The 15813-nt window shown below is 66.4% G+C and carries 17 protein-coding genes; 13 read left to right on the plus strand and 4 right to left on the minus strand.

Annotated features, from left to right (window positions below; genetic code table 11):
• Positions 1 to 137: 137 nt before the first annotated feature.
• The 8 genes from OTER_RS23555 (at position 138) to OTER_RS02895 (ending at position 8518) form a co-directional block, all read left to right on the plus strand.
• Positions 138 to 659, plus strand: a complete 522-nt coding sequence (locus tag OTER_RS23555) for a YceI family protein (RefSeq protein WP_052300275.1) — start codon at positions 138 to 140, stop codon at positions 657 to 659.
• Entirely contained in the window at positions 656 to 1576 is a 921-nt protein-coding gene (locus OTER_RS02860) for a polyprenyl synthetase family protein (RefSeq protein WP_012373398.1), read from the plus strand. Before OTER_RS23555 ends, OTER_RS02860 begins: the two co-directional genes overlap by 4 nt.
• Positions 1573 to 2721 carry an ABC transporter permease gene (locus tag OTER_RS02865; RefSeq protein WP_012373399.1) on the plus strand — a complete coding sequence of 383 codons (1149 nt, stop codon included), beginning with the start codon at positions 1573 to 1575 and terminating at the stop codon, positions 2719 to 2721. The genes OTER_RS02860 and OTER_RS02865 overlap by 4 nt, the downstream gene beginning before the upstream one ends.
• Positions 2714 to 3397, plus strand: a complete 684-nt coding sequence (locus OTER_RS02870; RefSeq protein WP_012373400.1) for an ABC transporter ATP-binding protein — start codon at positions 2714 to 2716, stop codon at positions 3395 to 3397. The genes OTER_RS02865 and OTER_RS02870 overlap by 8 nt, the downstream gene beginning before the upstream one ends.
• Entirely contained in the window at positions 3394 to 4677 is a 1284-nt protein-coding gene (locus tag OTER_RS02880) for a hypothetical protein (protein ID WP_012373401.1), read from the plus strand. Before OTER_RS02870 ends, OTER_RS02880 begins: the two co-directional genes overlap by 4 nt.
• Entirely contained in the window at positions 4674 to 6521 is a 1848-nt protein-coding gene (locus OTER_RS23560; protein ID WP_012373402.1) for a cbb3-type cytochrome c oxidase subunit II, read from the plus strand. The genes OTER_RS02880 and OTER_RS23560 overlap by 4 nt, the downstream gene beginning before the upstream one ends.
• A gap of 173 nt (positions 6522 to 6694) precedes the next feature.
• On the plus strand, positions 6695 to 7528 hold the full coding sequence (locus OTER_RS02890) for a ParA family protein (RefSeq protein WP_012373403.1): 834 nt from the start codon (positions 6695 to 6697) through the stop codon (positions 7526 to 7528).
• 78 nt (positions 7529 to 7606) lie between these two features.
• Positions 7607 to 8518, plus strand: a complete 912-nt coding sequence (locus OTER_RS02895; protein ID WP_012373404.1) for an alpha/beta hydrolase family protein — start codon at positions 7607 to 7609, stop codon at positions 8516 to 8518.
• Positions 8519 to 8714: 196 nt separating this feature from the next.
• On the opposite strand, the gene OTER_RS02900 is transcribed toward OTER_RS02895, so the two are convergent.
• Positions 8715 to 8963, minus strand: a complete 249-nt coding sequence (locus tag OTER_RS02900) for a hypothetical protein (RefSeq protein WP_012373405.1) — start codon at positions 8961 to 8963, stop codon at positions 8715 to 8717.
• A 122-nt stretch (positions 8964 to 9085) separates the two neighbouring features.
• Positions 9086 to 10027 (minus strand): MBL fold metallo-hydrolase, encoded by a 942-nt coding sequence (locus tag OTER_RS02905; protein WP_012373406.1) that lies wholly within the window; start codon positions 10025 to 10027, stop codon positions 9086 to 9088.
• Between the two features lie 386 nt (positions 10028 to 10413).
• Here OTER_RS02905 and OTER_RS02910 point away from each other — a divergent pair, with 386 nt between their 5' ends.
• The 3 genes from OTER_RS02910 (at position 10414) to OTER_RS02920 (ending at position 13105) form a co-directional block, all read left to right on the plus strand.
• Positions 10414 to 10989, plus strand: a complete 576-nt coding sequence (locus OTER_RS02910) for an RNA polymerase sigma factor (RefSeq protein ID WP_148217983.1) — start codon at positions 10414 to 10416, stop codon at positions 10987 to 10989.
• 38 nt (positions 10990 to 11027) lie between these two features.
• Complete coding sequence (locus OTER_RS02915; RefSeq protein ID WP_012373408.1) at positions 11028 to 11831, plus strand: zf-HC2 domain-containing protein; 804 nt, start codon at positions 11028 to 11030, stop codon at positions 11829 to 11831.
• A 266-nt stretch (positions 11832 to 12097) separates the two neighbouring features.
• Positions 12098 to 13105 carry a DUF4097 family beta strand repeat-containing protein gene (locus tag OTER_RS02920; RefSeq protein ID WP_012373409.1) on the plus strand — a complete coding sequence of 336 codons (1008 nt, stop codon included), beginning with the start codon at positions 12098 to 12100 and terminating at the stop codon, positions 13103 to 13105.
• Positions 13106 to 13216: 111 nt separating this feature from the next.
• Here the strand turns inward: OTER_RS02920 and OTER_RS26080 are convergent, their stop codons facing one another.
• Positions 13217 to 13483 carry a hypothetical protein gene (locus tag OTER_RS26080; RefSeq protein WP_158305344.1) on the minus strand — a complete coding sequence of 89 codons (267 nt, stop codon included), beginning with the start codon at positions 13481 to 13483 and terminating at the stop codon, positions 13217 to 13219.
• Between OTER_RS26080 and OTER_RS02925 the strand changes: the two genes are divergently transcribed.
• Positions 13475 to 14395 (plus strand): DUF3667 domain-containing protein, encoded by a 921-nt coding sequence (locus OTER_RS02925; RefSeq protein ID WP_272940902.1) that lies wholly within the window; start codon positions 13475 to 13477, stop codon positions 14393 to 14395. The two genes, OTER_RS26080 and OTER_RS02925, sit on opposite strands and share 9 nt — an antisense overlap.
• A gap of 70 nt (positions 14396 to 14465) precedes the next feature.
• On the opposite strand, the gene OTER_RS02930 is transcribed toward OTER_RS02925, so the two are convergent.
• Positions 14466 to 14855, minus strand: coding sequence for an energy transducer TonB (locus tag OTER_RS02930; RefSeq protein WP_012373411.1), 390 nt, complete (start codon positions 14853 to 14855; stop codon positions 14466 to 14468).
• A 392-nt stretch (positions 14856 to 15247) separates the two neighbouring features.
• Between OTER_RS02930 and OTER_RS26085 the strand changes: the two genes are divergently transcribed.
• The gene (locus OTER_RS26085) at positions 15248 to 15796 is read left to right on the plus strand and encodes a DUF2062 domain-containing protein (protein ID WP_158305346.1); all 549 of its coding nucleotides are present in this window, start codon (positions 15248 to 15250) and stop codon (positions 15794 to 15796) included.
• The last annotated feature ends 17 nt before the right edge of the window (positions 15797 to 15813 follow it).

Raw genomic sequence — 15813 nt, forward strand, 5'->3', positions numbered from 1 at the left:
TTACACTTTTCCGGTGGAGAGCGCCGCGGTTCGGCGGAAAATGAAAGCCAATTCATTCAAGGTTCACCGCCCGTTCATCTCCGCATGCGACCGTGAAGACTATGCTGGCGCGCTTACTCTCCTGTTTCCTACTCGGGTTGGGCCTCGTTCTTCCGGCCCAGGCCGCGGACAAGCCTCTCGTCTTCGATTCCGCTCAATCCCACGTCAACGTCGCCGTCCACGCGACCGTGGACTCCTTCACCGGCCAGCTCACGCACTTCGATCCGATCGTCACCGTCGACGATGCCGGCAAGGTCACCACCGCCCGGCTCGCGTTTCATTTTCGCGACCTCGAAACCGGCAAGGCGAAGCGCAACGACGCCATGCACAAATGGCAGCAGTCCGACACGTTTCCCGATGGCACGTTCGTCCTCAGTTCGCTCGAGCCCGCCGGCACCGACGCGTTCAGCGCCACGGGCCAGCTCACGCTGCACGGCGTGACGCGCGAAGTCCGATTTCCGCTCACGATCGCGCGACAGGGTTCGGTCTATGTCATCGACGGCGACGCACCGCTCGACACGCGCAACTTCGGGCTGCCGATCATCCGGATGTTCGCCGTGCTCAAGGTCGATCCGGTGGTGCGCGTCCAGTTTCATCTGCAAGGCCAGCCGCAGTCATGAGACTTGTCGCGCTTCCCGCGCTGCGAGCCAGGCTGCTCGACGCGCTCGATCGGCATCTGCCGACCCACGCCCACGCCGAACCCTCGCTGCGGGCCGCGCTGCGCCAGCTCGCCTCCCATCCTGGCAAGCTGGTCCGGGCGCAGCTGGTGCTGATCGGCGCGGAACAGCACGGTTGGTCCGCCGCCGCCGCCGAACAACTCGCCTGCGCGATCGAGTTCTTTCACGTCGCCTCGCTGGTGCTCGACGATCTGCCGTGCATGGACAACGCGGAGACCCGCCGCGGCCAGCCCTGTGTGCATCGGCGTCACGGCGACGCGACCGCGATCCTCGCGGCGCTCGCGTTGATAAACCGGGCCTACGCGCTCGCCGGCGAGGCGTTTCTCCGTGCGCCGCGCACCGTGCGGCGTGCGGCGGTGACGTGCCTTCACCGTGCGCTCGGCCACGCCGGCCTCGTCGGCGGCCAGGCGTGGGATCTCGCCTTCGCGCGCACCGACCGCTCCAGCCGCACCGTGGCAAAGATCGCCGCCGCGAAAACCGGTGCGCTCTTCGAGCTGACGGTGCTCCTGCCGGCGCTCGCCGCGCCCGCTTCCGGGGTAGAACGACGCTGGCTGCGCGCGCTCTGCGTTTACTGGGGCCTGCAGTTCCAGGCGGCGGATGATCTGCGCGACGTGCTGCTCACCAGCGTCGCCGCCGGCAAGACCACGCAACGCGACCAATTGATGGCGCGCCCGAATCTCGCGCTGGCGCTCGGCGTGCCCGCGGCACGACACCGACTCGCACGACTCGATACGCAAATCCGCCGGACGCTGCACCAACTGAATGCCTGCAGCAGCCGTTGGGACTACCTCCGGCAGTTTCACGACACGGCGTCTGCATTGCTCGCGCGACCCGTCGAAGCGGAGACGGTCGCCGCATGAGCGACGCGCCACGGCATCAGGCGGGCGGACGCCTGCAGGTGCTCTCGCTCGCGGGCACGAATCTGCGCCGGCATCGCTGGCGCGCGCTGATCGGCACGGCCGGCATCGCGTTCGGCGTCGCCGCCATGCTCACGATCCTCGCCATCGTTACCGGCGCGATCGGGATGTTTCAACGCATCCTCTCGAGCGACAGCCATTACCTCGTTTTCGAGCGCAACGTCTCGGACCTGTTCTTCAGCTCCGTCACTCGCGATCAGATCGCCGCGATTCGGGCGCGGCCCGAAGTCGAGTCCGCGCATCCCGTGCTGTTCGGCATCGTGTCCGCACCCGACCATCCCGTCATCACCTGCTTCGGCATCGAGGCGACCGATCCGCGGCTCGCGAAAGCCGAGTGGCGCGCCGGCCGCGCCGCAGACTTCGGCCTGCACGACGGCGAGATCTATCTCGGCTCACGCGCCGCCGAATTCCTCGGCGCGAGCGCCGGCCAGACGCTCGCGATTGGTCGCGGTTCGTTTCGCGTGGCGGGAATCTTCAAAACCGAAAATGGCTTCGAGGACGGTGGCGTCTTCCTTCCGCTCAAAGCTGCACAGGAGTTCTTTCACCGCGGTGACGCCGCCTCGGTGGTCACGGTGAAGCTGCGCGACCAGAGCACCGGCGCCGTGTTCAAGCGCGCGCTCGAAGCCGCCGAGCCCGGTGTGATCGCACTCGAAAACCGCGAGTTCAACTCGAGCTACAACAGCTTCAAGATTCTCAATTTCACCGCCTGGGCGGTCGGCATCTGCGCCTTCTGCCTCGGCGGACTCGGCGTCGCGAACACCATGCTGCTTTCGGTGTTCACGCGGATTCGCGAAATCGCCGTGCTGCGCGTGTGTGGATTCTCGCGGCGGCAGGTCGCATGGTTGATCTTTGGCGAAGCGGCCGCCATCGCCGCGGCCGGCGTCGTGATCGGGCTGGCACTCGGCTACACGCTGCTCTTCGCGCTGGAGCAGGTGCCGCAGTTCCAAGGCTACGTGCAGGCGGTCGTCCAGCCGGTCGTGCTGCTCGGCATCGTGGCCACGGCTTTCGTCACGGCGGCGGCGGGCGCCGTTTATCCGGCGCGGTTCGCGTCGCGCATCGAACCCGCGGAGGCGTTGCGCTATGAATGAGTCGAACCCTGTGCTCGCCGAGGCCACCGGCGTGTGGAAGAGCTACGATCGCGGCCGGATCCCCGTACTGCGGGAGATCAATCTCGTGGTCCGCGCGGGCGATCTCGTCGCGTTGTGGGGCGCCTCCGGCTCGGGGAAAAGCACGCTGCTTCATCTGCTCGGTGGACTGGACGCCCCGGACCGCGGCGAGCTGCGTGTGTGCGGTCTCGATCCGCGTCACGAGGCAAACCGCGTTACGCTTCGCCGTCACCACCTCGGTTTCGTGTTTCAGCTCCACAATCTGATCCCGGATCTGACCGTGGAGGAGAATCTGCGGGTCCCCGCGCTGGCGACCGGCGCTCCGCGCCACGCGACCACGGCGCGGATTCGCGAGCTCACCGAACTCGTCGGTATCGCACACCGGCTTACCCATCGGATCCAAGACCTTTCCGGCGGCGAACGGCAGCGCACGGCGATCTGCCGTGCCTTGATCAACCGGCCCGCACTGCTACTGGCCGACGAACCGACCGGCTCGCTCGACGAGAGCACCGGCGCCACCGTGTTCGCGCTACTCAAGCAGCTCGCAGAGCGTGACCGCATCGCCGTTGTCCTCGCCACGCACGAGCGCCGGTTCGCCGAAGCGTGCCAGCGGATTCTGCGCGTGCGCGATGGACGGTTGGACGAGATCGCCGCATGAGCCCGATCGCACCCGTCGCCGCGCGGCCGTTTGGCCGCACCGTCGCGCTCTACAGCCTCGGCTGGCTGGTCGCCGCAAACCTCGTCGGGCTATGGCTCGCCGTCAGCCTGCTGTGGCCCGAGGTCGGCAACGTGCTCGCGCCACTCACCTTCGGCCGCTGGACGCCGCTGCACATGAACTGGCAGCTCTACGGCTGGTGCGCGCTGCCGACCGTCGGCGCCTTGCTCGCGCTGTTTTTCGATCCGCAGCATCCGCGCGCTCGACGGCATGCGCAGCTCGCACTCGCGGCGTGGTCGGCTGCGCTCGCGCTCGGCGGACTCTCGTGGCTCGCCGGTGTCAGCAGCGGCAAACTGTTTCTCGACTGGCATGGCTGGGCACGGCCACTGCTCCCGCTGGCCATGATCTTCCTTTGGGGACTGCTCGCCGCGCACACGCGGCGGCGCTGGCCGGAGCTCCCGCGCAGCGCTCGTCTGCTGCGCGTCGTCGTGCTCCTCGCGCTGGCCGTCGTGCCCGGCGTGATCTTCTGGTCCGCCGGCCGCAACGTCTACCACCCGATCAATCCGGACAGCGGCGGCGCCACCGGTGCGGCCGTGCTCGGCTCCACCCTCGGCATTGTGACGATCTGCTTCGCGCTGCCCGCGTTTCTCGGCCTACCGCGAACACGGCCGGTTCGACGGATCATCGGTGCCCTGCTCGCTTCGTGGCTCGTGTTCGCCGTGATCGATCATGGCAACATTTCGCATCACGTGCCGGCGCAGATCATCGCGCTCGCCACGCTGCTCGCCTGGATTCCGCTGCTGCCGATGTTCTGGTGGCGGCACCACTGGCCGAGTGCGGCGCGGCCGTGGCTGCTCGCGGCGGTGGCGTGGTGGGCCGTGCTCGTGGCCACGGGTTGGATCTCGTTTCTCCCGCACGTTTCCGAAGCACTGAAGTTCACGCACGCGCTGGTGGGACACGCGCATCTGGCGATGGCGGGATTCCTCACCAATCTCAACGGCATCCTCCTCGTCGTGCTCACCGGCCGGCGGGCGCCGCGCAGCACGTTCTGGCTGTGGCAAGCGGGCTGTGCGATTTACGTGCTCGCGATGTGGGTGCTCGGCTATGGCGAGATCGGTCATCTCGCGGAACTGTTCCGCAGTGAGCCGTGGACGCAGGGGTTGCTGGGTACGCGGCTCGCCGCGGGCCTGGCGATGACCACGGCGTCCGTGTTGTGGTTGATGCAGCTCGCGCGCGCGAGGGAGGCGTCTGCTACGGCGGCCGCGCCCGCTCAGGACACATGAATCCGACTGCACCAAATCCGGGCCAACCGGGATGGCGCTCGTGGCTCGCGGCGTGCGGCACGATCGCGGCGACCTATTTCTATTTTCTCATCTTTGCTGAATTCGCGTTCCTCGAGCTCGCCACCGCGGCGATGGCCGCTCCCGACCGGCTGCGGCCGCTGATGCTGGTGCTCGGCAGCGGCGGGATTTTCGGTGCGCTTTTCGGTGCAGCGCGATTTCGATCCGAACGCGCACCGCAGCAGCTCGCGTGGACGCTTCGTGCCTGCGCCGTCGGTGCGGTCGTCGCGTGGTTCGCGCATGGCGCCTTTCTCCTCTTTTTGGCCGCAGCGTTGACCGGAGTGTCCCTCGGTTGGCTGACGGTCGCGCTCGCATCGTCGCTCCAGTCCGCCGCGGGCCCGACGCGGCTCGGCTGGTGCGTGGGCCTCGGGACCGGACTCGCCTACGCGCTGTGCAATGTGCCGGTGATCTTTCGCGCGGCGCCAAGCACGCAGACGCTCCTCGCCGCGAGCGCAGCCGCGCTCGCATCCTTTCTGCCGCGCTGGCTGTCCGCCGCGACGCAGCCGGCGGTGAGCGATGCCGAATATTCCGGGCTGCCCGCACTGCGCTGGGTCCTCGTGCTGCTCGCGCTCGTGTGGCTCGACTCAGCAGCCTTCTACGTGGTCCAGCATTCGACGCAGTTGCGCGCGATCACGTGGCAAGGCGACGCGACGCTGTGGGCCAACGCCGGGGTTCATCTGCTCGCCGCGGTCGGCGCAGGCGCGCTGCTTGATTGCCAGCGACGCGGCACGGTCTCCACGGTCGCGATGATCTCGCTGGGACTCGCCGGATTGATCCTGAGCGGCGTGCTGCCCGGCGACGCGGTCGCCGTGTGGTGCTACACCGCCGGCGTTTCGCTCTACTCGACCGTGCTGGTCGAATATCCCGCTCGCAGCGGTCGGCCGTTTCTCGCCGCGCTGGTGTTTGCCGTCGCCGGCTGGCTCGGCTCGGCCTTCGGCATCGGCATGGCGCAGGATCTGCACCGAATTCCGGTCGCCTTCGTCGTCGCTGCCGTCGCGGTGGTGGCCACGGCGCTGACATGGCGTCGCTATACGCTTCGGCTCGGCGCGATCGCCGCGCTGGTGCTGACCGCGCTGCCCGCAGTGCGCGCAGACCAGCCCGAGCCACTCGTCACGCTCGGTCGCGAGGTTTACATCGCGGAAGGCTGCATCCACTGCCACTCGCAATATATCCGGCCGCGGCTCGCCGCAGACGTGGCGCTCTGGGGTCCCGCGCGACCGCTCGCGGAGGCGAAAGCCGATCAGCCGCCGCTCTTCGGCACCCGCCGGCAGGGCCCCGATCTCTCGCAGGTGGGTAGCCGCCGCACGCCGGAGTGGAACCGGCTGCACCTGATGCATCCGCAGGCGGTCTCACCCGGCTCGCGGATGCCAAGCTACGCGCACCTTTTCACGGCCGGCGATGACCGCGGCGACGCGCTGGTCGCCTACCTGGAGTCGCTCGGTGGCGATGCGGTTGCCGAGCGCCGGCAGCAGATCGCCGCGTGGCAGCCCGACACGCGCCAGGTGCTCCCGCCCGACGAAGCGGGGAAACTTTTCGCCCGTCTCTGCGTGCAGTGCCACGGGCCGCAGGGCCAGGGCGACGGCCCATTGGCGCACCAGCTGAGCGTCCGGCCGCCCAACTGGACGACCGACCCATGGCGACACCCAGCGCACGACGCACCGCTCGAGACCGTGGTGAGCCGGATCATCAAATTTGGCGTGCCCGGCTTGCCGATGGCCGGACACGAATATCTGCCGGACGGTGACGTCGTTGGTCTCGCACGCTACGTGATCAGCCTGCATCGCTGAGGCGTCAGCATGTGGCACGGGCGTCCCGCCGTGAACGACAACGCGTGTACCGCGCTCAAGCCCGCCTTGGGCAAGATGCCCGTGCCACGATCTGCCGAACCGCGTCCGCGCGCGCAAACGCATTTGCTCCGACGCCGAATCGCGACACACTAGCGGCTCAGCCCACCCCACCCATGCCCAGAGCCACCGTCATTTCGCTCGTGAATATGAAGGGCGGCGTCGGCAAAACCACCGTCGCTGTCAACCTCGCCGCGCATCTGGCCCGTGATCACGCCCTGCGCGTGCTGCTCGTCGATCTCGATCCGCAAACCAACGCCTCACTCAGTCTCATGCCGGAAAAGGCCTGGGAAAAATGGGCCGCGGAAAACGGCACCATGGCCGACGTCTTCGAGCTGGACGCCCAGCGCAAACGCGACGACGACCACTCGAAGCTGCGCCAGTGCATCGTGCCCTCGGTCGTGCCGGAGATCCCCGGACTCGATCTGGTGCCGAGTCATCTGAAACTCACGTTCCTCGATCTCGACCTCGCCGCGCGTCCAGGCCGCGAACGGATTTTCACCCGCAAGCTCGCCAAGGTCGTGGACGACTACGACATCATCCTCTGCGATTGTCCGCCGAACCTGCAGACCGCGACGCAGAACGCGCTCTTCGCCAGCGATTGGTTCCTCGTGCCGATGCAGCCGGACTTCCTCTCGTCCATCGGGCTGACGCTGTTGCTCGATCGGCTCGACTACCTGAAGGAGGAACTCGAATTTAAGATCCGCTGCCTCGGCGTGATCTTCTCGCGCGTGCGCGGCCACGTGAATTTTCACCAGGAGACGATGGCGCGGCTGCCCGACGAGAAGGGCTTCCGAAAACTGCATTTTTTCAAAACGGTGATCCCGGAAAACATCACCATTAGCGAAGCGCCGATGGAGGCGAAGCCGGTCGCGCTCTACGACAGCGGCGCGCCGGGGGCGGAGGCGTTTCGCGCGCTCGCGCGCGAAGTGCTCGAGCGGCTCGGATAATTGATCTTCGCACGTCCACGCGCGAGCCGACGCATTCGCGCAGTGGACACGCCTGCAATCCTCATTTCACTCCCCCTCATGCGAACCCTCCCCCGACTCGCCACCTTCGTTTTCGCCTCGGCTGTGGGCCTTTCGCTCGCGTCAGCCGCTACCGCCGAAAAGTCTGCGGCCGCGACAGCCGCGCCGGATTCGCTGTTCGACTACGACCGCTCCGCCCCGCTCGACGTGCGCGAGGTGATGCGGGAGACGCGCGCTGGTGCACTGATTCGCGATGTCACTTTCGCCGCGGGCAAGGATCTGGTCGCGGCCACGATCGTTGCTCCCGAAAAAGGCGGAGGTTCGCTCGCGGGCATCCTTTACGTGCACTGGCTCGGCGAGCCAGCGACGACAAATCGCACCGAGTTCCTCGTCGAGGCGACCGCGCTCACCGGACAAGGCATCGTCTCGGTGCTCGTCGAGGCGATGTGGGCCGAGGAGGACTGGTATAAGAAGCGGATTCCGGAGGAGGATTACGCGCACTCGATCCAGCAGGTGATCGAACTGCGCCGCGCGCTCGACCTGTTGCTCGCGCAACCGGGGATTGATCCGAAACGAATCGCTTACGTCGGGCACGACTTTGGCGCGATGTATGGTGCCGTGATGGGCGCGGTGGATCGGCGTCCGACGACCTATGTGCTCATGGCCGGTACGCCACACTTCATCGACTGGTTCCTGTTCGCGCAAAAACCCAAATCGCTCGACGATTACCGAAAGCAACTCGCGTCGCTCGATCCGGTGAACTTCGTCGGCCGGCTCGCGCCGGCGCCGGTCTTCTTCCAGTTCGCGGCGCACGACGAGTATGTCTCCGCGGCCGCTTCGGCCGAGTTCTACGGCGCCGCGCAGCCACGCAAACAAGCCGCGCACTACGACGCCGGGCACGATCTCCGGAATCCCGCTGCGGCGGCCGATCGCGTCACCTGGTTGATCCGGCTGCTCGCGAAATCAGAGTAGCTCTCGTGGCACGGGCGTCCCGCCCGTGGGATCGGTGCTTGAGCGCTTCTCCTGTTGGGGTCGCGGTTGCCGGCAGGATGCCGAGCTCGATGAGCCCGGTGGTCCGATTCGGTAGAGAAAAGCTCCACCGAGGTCCGCGACCTCGCGTCACACGGGCGAGACGCCCGTGCCACCGGACCGCGTGGGCCGCGACCGCCTACTTTTCCTTGCTGCTGCTCCGTTTGCCGCCGCCTTTGCCGGTGTGCAGCAGCGTGCCCGCCAGCACGCCGACGGCGAACACGCCGAAGAAGATGATCGCGGCCGGCGCGTGGATCGGATCCTTCGCCGTCGTGCCGGCGATCGGAAACTGGAAATCGATCGGATGCGGATTGTTCATGCCGACGTAGAGCATGACGAAAAGGATCAAGAGAAACCCGATCGACTTGATGACGGCGCTGAAGCTCATGGCCGCCGATCGTTGGCGGAAAAGCCGGGGTTTGGCGAGCGTTTGAGCGCGCCCGCCTCCGACCTCGCTCCGGCCCAGCCAGATTGATGTTACGATCGTAGCATCACCCTGGCTGGCGCGCGTCAGCTGCGCTTCTCCGTCAGCTCGTCGTAAGCGACGCCGAGGTTCGCCGTAAGTCGGTTCGGCCGCGGTTGATGGTAGTCCGGGAAGCCCGGGAAGTTCTCGAGCGCGACGATCTCGTCCTTGCTCCGGCCCGCGGCGATCTGCTTCTCCACGTGCGTGAGCAGCGCGCTCAGATAATCGCGGAAACCGTTCAGATCCGCCGGCCCACCAGTCACGCCGAATTTCGCGTTGCCGTGGCCGAAGATGTAAATCGCATCCGCCGGATAGGTCTTCACCACCTCCTCCAACCTCTGGATCCAACCGCGAATGCTCGCGCCGCCCGGCCGGTCAATGACGGGATAGAGCCGGTTGAACATCAGGTCGCCTAAGTGCACGACATTGGCGCGCTCGAAGTGCACGACGATGTCGCCGCTCGTGTGCGCCGGCCCGAAATACTGTGCGGTCACCGTCTCGTCGCCGAGATCGTGCCGCCACGCCTCGACAAACGTCGTGTCGGCAAACACCTGCTTGTCGACGGTGCCGTCCTTTTCCGCGCGGGCCATCTGCAGCTTCGGGACATTCTGGTGCGCGACGATCGTCTTCGCCGCCGCCTTGAACACGCCATTGCCGCCCGTGTGGTCGCCGTGGTGGTGCGTGTTGATCACGACATCGATCAATCGGCTGCCACGCTCCGGCAGTCCCGCCAGGCAGATCGCGGCGGTGTCAGGAAACTGTGTGTCCACGACCGCCAGCGCGTCCTGGTTGGACAGCCAACCGATCGTGCCACCCCGCCCGGTGAACAGTCCCACGCCGCGCCGCAGCGGGCGAAACTCGGTGGCGGCTGGCACAGGCGCGGCTTTGGCGGATCCGACCGGCGCTTGGGCGCGCACCAGAGAACGCGGGAACAACAGCCCCGCGGAAACCAGCAACGAAGAACGAACGAGAAAGTCGCGGCGGTTCATGGCGTTCCACTATGAACAGCGGGCGCCGGACGTCCAACGCTGAACACAGAACTCGAGGCTGTAAGACCCAATCAGATGACACGGTCTTGGGGTCTGCCGCGCTTCCGACGCCATCGCCACGGCGGCTCGGACCGCGGGATCTCGTAAACGTCGGTGAACCGTCCCGCCGTTTCGGCCGGTGGCGTCTTTTGATCGATCGATCGTCCAGGCGTCGCGCCGCGCTCGATCTCCGCTGCTCGAGGTTCGTTTCCCTGTAACCTTCCGGCTCCGGCGCGGTTCTCCCCGGCAGTCCGACGTGCCGCCTATCCTCCGTGATTGCCGACCTCACAGAAATCCATGTTCAAACGCGCCCCCGCGTGGTTAATTCGCCTGCGTCTGACACCCCCGTGGAAACTGCTGCCGCCCCCCTTTCCGACCACGACCTGATGCTGGCTGTCCGCGATGGCGAACTCGACGCCCTCGGCGAATTGTTCGAACGGCATCATGGCCCGCTCTACGGCTTCCTCGTGAAGCTCACCAGCGACCGCACCGCCGCCGAAGACATTTCGCAAACGGTCTTCCAGCGAATGCTGAAATACCGTCACACGTATCGTGACGACGGCAGCTTCACCGCCTGGATGTATCACCTGGCCCGCCGCTGTGCCGCCGACCATTTCCGCAAAACCGCCGCGGCGCCCGCCGCCACCGATCCGACCGACCTCAACGAACACGCCGACGCCGCGCCGCTTGCCAGCGACCGGGCCGCGATGCATGACGAGCACGCGCTGCTGCACCTCGCGCTGAGCCGGCTCGATCACAATGCCCGCGAGGTGCTCCTGCTCAGCCGCTTCCAGGAGCTCTCGTTCGCCGAAGTTGCCACGATCCTCGAATGCTCCGTCGGCGCCGCCAAGGTCCGCGCGCATCGCGCGCTGAAGGACCTGCGCGACGTGTTCCTTTCCCTGCAGCGCGAGCATCGCGCCTGATCCACCACCCGTCCCTCTCACCCTCAATTTTCCGCGCCATGAACTGCGACCGCGCTCAGGAACGCTTTAACGAACTGCTCGACCACCGGCTCGACGAAGCCACCACGGCCGAGGTTCGCGAGCACCTCGCCTCGTGCCCCGATTGCCAGCGCGAATACTCCTCGCTCGCGCAGACGCTCGCCGCCCTCGACCAGCTCCCCGCCGCCAAGCCCGGTCCGCGGCTTCGCACCCACTTCTACGCGATGCTCGAAGAAGAAAAAAACTCCGCCGCCAGCATCCGCGCCGCCGTGGTCCGCCGGCAGCACGCGCAGCGGATGACGCTCTGGCGCTGGATCCTCTCGCCGGTCGCCGTCGCCGCCATCGCACTCGCTGGTTTTCATTTCGGCACGCGCGTGGGCGGCACCGATGACGGCACCAAACAGCAGCTGGCCGAAATGAAGACGAAGCTCGAATCGATCGACCAGCTCGTCGGCATCTCGCTCCTGCAACAGCGCTCGACGAGCGAACGGCTGCAGACCGTCCTCGCGACCCTCGACCAGAAGAATCCCGACCCGAAGATCATCTCCAACTTGATCGGTGCGCTGGCGCTCGATCCGAGCGTCAACGTCCGGCTCTCCGCGCTCGACGCGCTCTACCCACACGCCAACCAGCAGGTTGTCCGCAGCGGCGTGCTCGCCTCGCTCCCACGTGAGCAGAACCCGCTGGTGCAGGTGGCGATGATCGACTTTCTCGTCGCCGCTCGCGACCGCGATGCCACGCCCGAGCTCGAGAAGCTCGCCCGCAACGAAACGATCGACAAGGCCGTACGCGACGCAGCGAAACGCGGCCTCGCGCAACTCTGACCGATGCCATGCAGCCTAGCGTCCAGAGCCCGGCGTCTAGTGCCGAACCACGGGCAATCGCACGCCTCAGCGTTTGTGGCGGAGGGCGCCAGGTTTCTGGCTCTCAGCTCCGGACCCTCAGCTCTCCACTCCCATTTCCACAACCCACAGCCGGTTTCACGAACGAGCCCGACGCGACCTGCGTGATCATCTGACCTCGAGCCCTGCCCCGCAGATCGCGCTCAAACTCAAAAACCTCCCGCTCTCCCGCTTGCGCGGATCCTCTTATGAAAACAACCCGACTCCTTCCCTTCCTCCTCGCCACGGCGGTCCTCGCCGTCGCCGGTCTCCCCGCGGCGTCAGCCGACGAGGTGGAGACCTCCACGATCAAGTTCTCCAATCCGAGCCAGCCCGGCACGTTGAAGCTCAGCGTCACCAACGGGGACATCGACATTCGCGGCACCGATGCCGCCGAGATCTCCATCCGCACTTCCGTCAAGCAGCACCAGGAGCGCCGGAAGGACGGCATGCGCGTCCTCAGCAGTTCGTCCAGCTACACGCTCGTCGAGAAGGACAATGTCGTCACGCTCAACTACGGTTCCGGCGGCTGGCACGGCGCCAGCGGTGACTTCACCATCGAGGTGCCGCGCACCACCAAGATCGTCGTCACGAATGCCATGGGTGGCGACGTGAAGGTCCACGAGATCGGCGGCGACATCGAGATCAAGAGCCTCAACGGCGAAGTGAAACTCGACGACATTTCCGGCGGCGCGCTGGTCGAAACCATGAACGGCGAAATTCACGTCACGATGAAGGCCCTGGCGGCCGACAAGCCGCTGTCTTTCACCTCGATGAACGGCGAGGTGCGGCTGCGCGTCCCCGCCGACGCCAAGGCCAACGTCCGGCTGCGTTCGCAAAACGGCGCCATCCTCACCGACTTCGATGAGAAGGAGCTGGTCACCACCACGGCCTCGCTCAGGAAGCGTGACGGCGGCCGCAACAGCGGGCCCACGTCTGAAATGAATGCGGAAATCAGCGCAGCCGTCCGCGACGCGGTGCGCGTCGGCGTCGAAGCGACCCGGGAGGCCGCCCGCGCCGCCCGCGAAGCGATGCGCGAGGCGCGCGAAGAAATGGGTAACGACGACGACGGCGACATCGCGATCCCCGTTCCGCCGATGCCCCCGCTCCCGCCGATGACCGGCGGGAAGATCGTCACCGGCACGCTCAACGGCGGCGGTCCCGAGATCCTGGTCTCGACGATGAACGGCGACGTCACGCTGCAGAAGGCGAACTAGCCCGGGTATTTCATGAAATTCATGAAATATCCGCCCTCCGGGCCGACTCTGTCGGGGCTAGCGGCGACCAGGTCGCTCCGCCGCAGGCGGACGGAAATTTCGGACCGAGCCTTACTCCTGTTCATGAAATTTCCGGGCTAGTCTGTCGCCACGGTTCTCTTCCAAGCGCGCCGCAGCTCTTGCGGCGCGCTTTTCTTTTGGTCTGAAGCTTGTTGTGCTGCGAGGGTGTCCAGCCAGCTCGGCCAAAACCCACGTGCCTGCCTCAATTGCGGGACCCCGCTCCACGGTCCGTACTGCTCCGCCTGCGGGCAGCACGATGTCGATTATCACCGCTCTTTTCACCACCTCGCGCACGATCTGCTGGAGAACCTGTTTCATTTCGAGGGGAAGTTCTTCGTCACCGTGGCCTGGCTCCTCGCGCATCCAGGCCGACTCACCCGCGAATTCCTCGCGGGCCGCCGGCAGCGGCAGGTCAATCCGCTCCGGCTGTATCTCTTCGTCAGCGTGCTCTTCTTTGTCGGTGCCGCGGTGCTCAACCACGGACACCTGCTGCACTACAACCGCGACGTGCTCGACTCGCTGCAGACGGAAGTCGCTCGCGAGCTGAAAAGTCCCGCATCGCGCGGCACGGTTACGGCCGAACGGGTCGAACAGCTCGAGCAGAAGGTCGGCCAGGTGCGCACCGATCCGGCGGCTCTTGCCGAGGCGGTCCGCGCAATGGCCAATCTCGCGGAGCCCGTCGCCGAATCCGCCGGCACGCCCGCCACCACCTCGTCCGCCGGCGCGGCGCCCGTTCATGCCCATGTCCAACTCAGCGGCGTGGAGTCCGGACTGGGCAAGAGGCTCGCCGACAAACTGGCCGGCGGACGACTTACGCTCGGGCAGATCTGGGACGCGATCGAACACCGGATTCCGACGCTCGTGTTCCTCGGCGTCCCGCTCTACGCGGCGTGGTTGAAGGTGCTGTTCCTCGGCCGTCGGCGAAATTATATCGAGCATCTGGTTTTTTCGCTGCATCTCCACGCCTGGACCTTCCTCGTCGGCATGGTGGCGTTCGGCTACGCCAACATCTTCTCACTCGGGCCCGACTGGATGGAGTCGATTTTCGAGTGGGCTCTCTTCGGCTGGATGCTGGGGTATGTGCTCCTCTCCTTCCGCCGGGTATATGAGCTGTCTTGGTGGTCCGCGGCCGGCTCCGTGGCGCTGCTGACGTTCCTGCACGGACTCGCCTTGTTTTTCCTGGGGCTGGTGCTGATGGTGGCGACGGTCGCCTGGCTGGCGTGGACGTGAGCCGTCTCGGTGCGCTCCACGCAAACTGACAGGGGCGCCCCCGCGAACGAGGGCGCCCCTGGTTGTTTTCTTAGTTGGCAGCGAACCGCGCGCTCGCGTCGGAGATCCGCACCGGCAGGAGCACGTTGGTTGCCACGGCCGATCCGTTCTTCTTCGCAGGCTCGAAACGCCACCGCTTCACTGCATCCATCACGATCTTGGCGAGCATCGCGTCCGGAGACGAGACGACCTTCAAGCTCGTGGGCGTCCCGGCGGTGTCCACCGTGAACGCGAGTTCGACGGTGCTGCCGGCGTAGTCCGCGCTGATGTTGCGGGGAGTGACCACCGCGACGGGCACGGGCACACCGGGTGCCTTGGACGCCGACTCAACGTAAGCTTCCTCCGCCGATTTCGCGGAAGCCGCGAGTGGCAGAAGAGCGCCGAAGCTGAGCAAGACGACGAGTTTTTTGACTGCTTTCATGGTTTTAAACTCCGCGCTCAGGCGGAGAGTTTGGTGTTCTGTTGCTGCTGGGTTGATGCCCGCCAGCCGCCAGCGTGAGCCACCGGTGGACGGGCGTTTTGAGCCCGCGGCAGAGCCGCGAGCCCAAAGGCTCGTCTTGGGGCAATCCCAGTCGGACGACGCGAAACTCGCACCACGTCTCCGAAAGCGAGACCGTCCGCTCCCGACACCGCGGGACGAACGGAAAGTCAAAGAACGGGTCGCGGCGGAGCCGCGAGTGTGATCACGCCCGTTCAGCAGGCGGCGTGCCGGCTTCCGGCTCCCTCGCAGGTCTCGTGCTGACAGGCACTACGCCATCGCCGCAAGCCTGCCGTGGCCATTGCCCTTCGGCCAACTCTGGCTATCCCTGCGGCGTGCCCTCCGCCGATGCAAACCGGGAAACCGCCCGCCGTACGTTATGGCAACGCCGTGTGCGCGATCCGCTGGTGCATCAGCTCACGCAGGGTATCACCCCGGAAAAGCTCGCGCTGACCGTCGCCGTCGGTAGCGCGCTGGCGCTTTTCCCCGTGCTCGGCACCACCACGCTGCTGTGCTTCATTGCCGGTCTCGCGCTGCGACTCAACCAGCCGATCATTCAGCTGCTCAACCAAGCGCTCTGGCCGGTACACGTGCCGGTCATCTACGGCTGCCTGCGACTGGGCGCGCGGATATTTGGGGTGTCGCCGATGTCGTTCGGCCTGGCGCATGCGCACGATCTGCTGTGGTCGCACCCGGCACTGTTTTTCGAGGAGTTCGGTCTCAGCCTCGCTCACGCCATCGTCGCGTGGGCGATCATCGCTCCAGCCTACATCGTCGCAGTGTATTACCTGTCGCTGCCGATCATGCGCGCGGTCGATCGGGTGAAGCACCGGACGTCCGCCGTTGCCGCGCCGATCGCCCCCGGGGATCATCCGGTGCCGTGACAGACCGTCTGCTCGCG

The sequence above is a fragment of the Opitutus terrae PB90-1 genome (assembly GCF_000019965.1).
Classification (GTDB): Bacteria; Verrucomicrobiota; Verrucomicrobiia; order Opitutales; family Opitutaceae; genus Opitutus; species Opitutus terrae.

What these genes read in the sequence shown, in the direction of transcription:
- OTER_RS02930 (WP_012373411.1), bottom strand. Translation starts at nt 14,855, where the DNA reads ATGAAAGCAGTCAAAAAACTCGTCGTCTTGCTCAGCTTCGGCGCTCTT.
- OTER_RS02920 (WP_012373409.1), top strand. Translation starts at nt 12,098, where the DNA reads ATGAAAACAACCCGACTCCTTCCCTTCCTCCTCGCCACGGCGGTCCTC.
- OTER_RS02865 (WP_012373399.1), top strand. Translation starts at nt 1,573, where the DNA reads ATGAGCGACGCGCCACGGCATCAGGCGGGCGGACGCCTGCAGGTGCTC.
- OTER_RS02880 (WP_012373401.1), top strand. Translation starts at nt 3,394, where the DNA reads ATGAGCCCGATCGCACCCGTCGCCGCGCGGCCGTTTGGCCGCACCGTC.
- OTER_RS02900 (WP_012373405.1), bottom strand. Translation starts at nt 8,963, where the DNA reads ATGAGCTTCAGCGCCGTCATCAAGTCGATCGGGTTTCTCTTGATCCTT.
- OTER_RS02870 (WP_012373400.1), top strand. Translation starts at nt 2,714, where the DNA reads ATGAATGAGTCGAACCCTGTGCTCGCCGAGGCCACCGGCGTGTGGAAG.
- OTER_RS02890 (WP_012373403.1), top strand. Translation starts at nt 6,695, where the DNA reads ATGCCCAGAGCCACCGTCATTTCGCTCGTGAATATGAAGGGCGGCGTC.
- OTER_RS02915 (WP_012373408.1), top strand. Translation starts at nt 11,028, where the DNA reads ATGAACTGCGACCGCGCTCAGGAACGCTTTAACGAACTGCTCGACCAC.
- OTER_RS02905 (WP_012373406.1), bottom strand. Translation starts at nt 10,027, where the DNA reads ATGAACCGCCGCGACTTTCTCGTTCGTTCTTCGTTGCTGGTTTCCGCG.
- OTER_RS23560 (WP_012373402.1), top strand. Translation starts at nt 4,674, where the DNA reads ATGAATCCGACTGCACCAAATCCGGGCCAACCGGGATGGCGCTCGTGG.
- OTER_RS26080 (WP_158305344.1), bottom strand. Translation starts at nt 13,483, where the DNA reads ATGAAACAGGTTCTCCAGCAGATCGTGCGCGAGGTGGTGAAAAGAGCG.
- OTER_RS02860 (WP_012373398.1), top strand. Translation starts at nt 656, where the DNA reads ATGAGACTTGTCGCGCTTCCCGCGCTGCGAGCCAGGCTGCTCGACGCG.
- OTER_RS02895 (WP_012373404.1), top strand. Translation starts at nt 7,607, where the DNA reads ATGCGAACCCTCCCCCGACTCGCCACCTTCGTTTTCGCCTCGGCTGTG.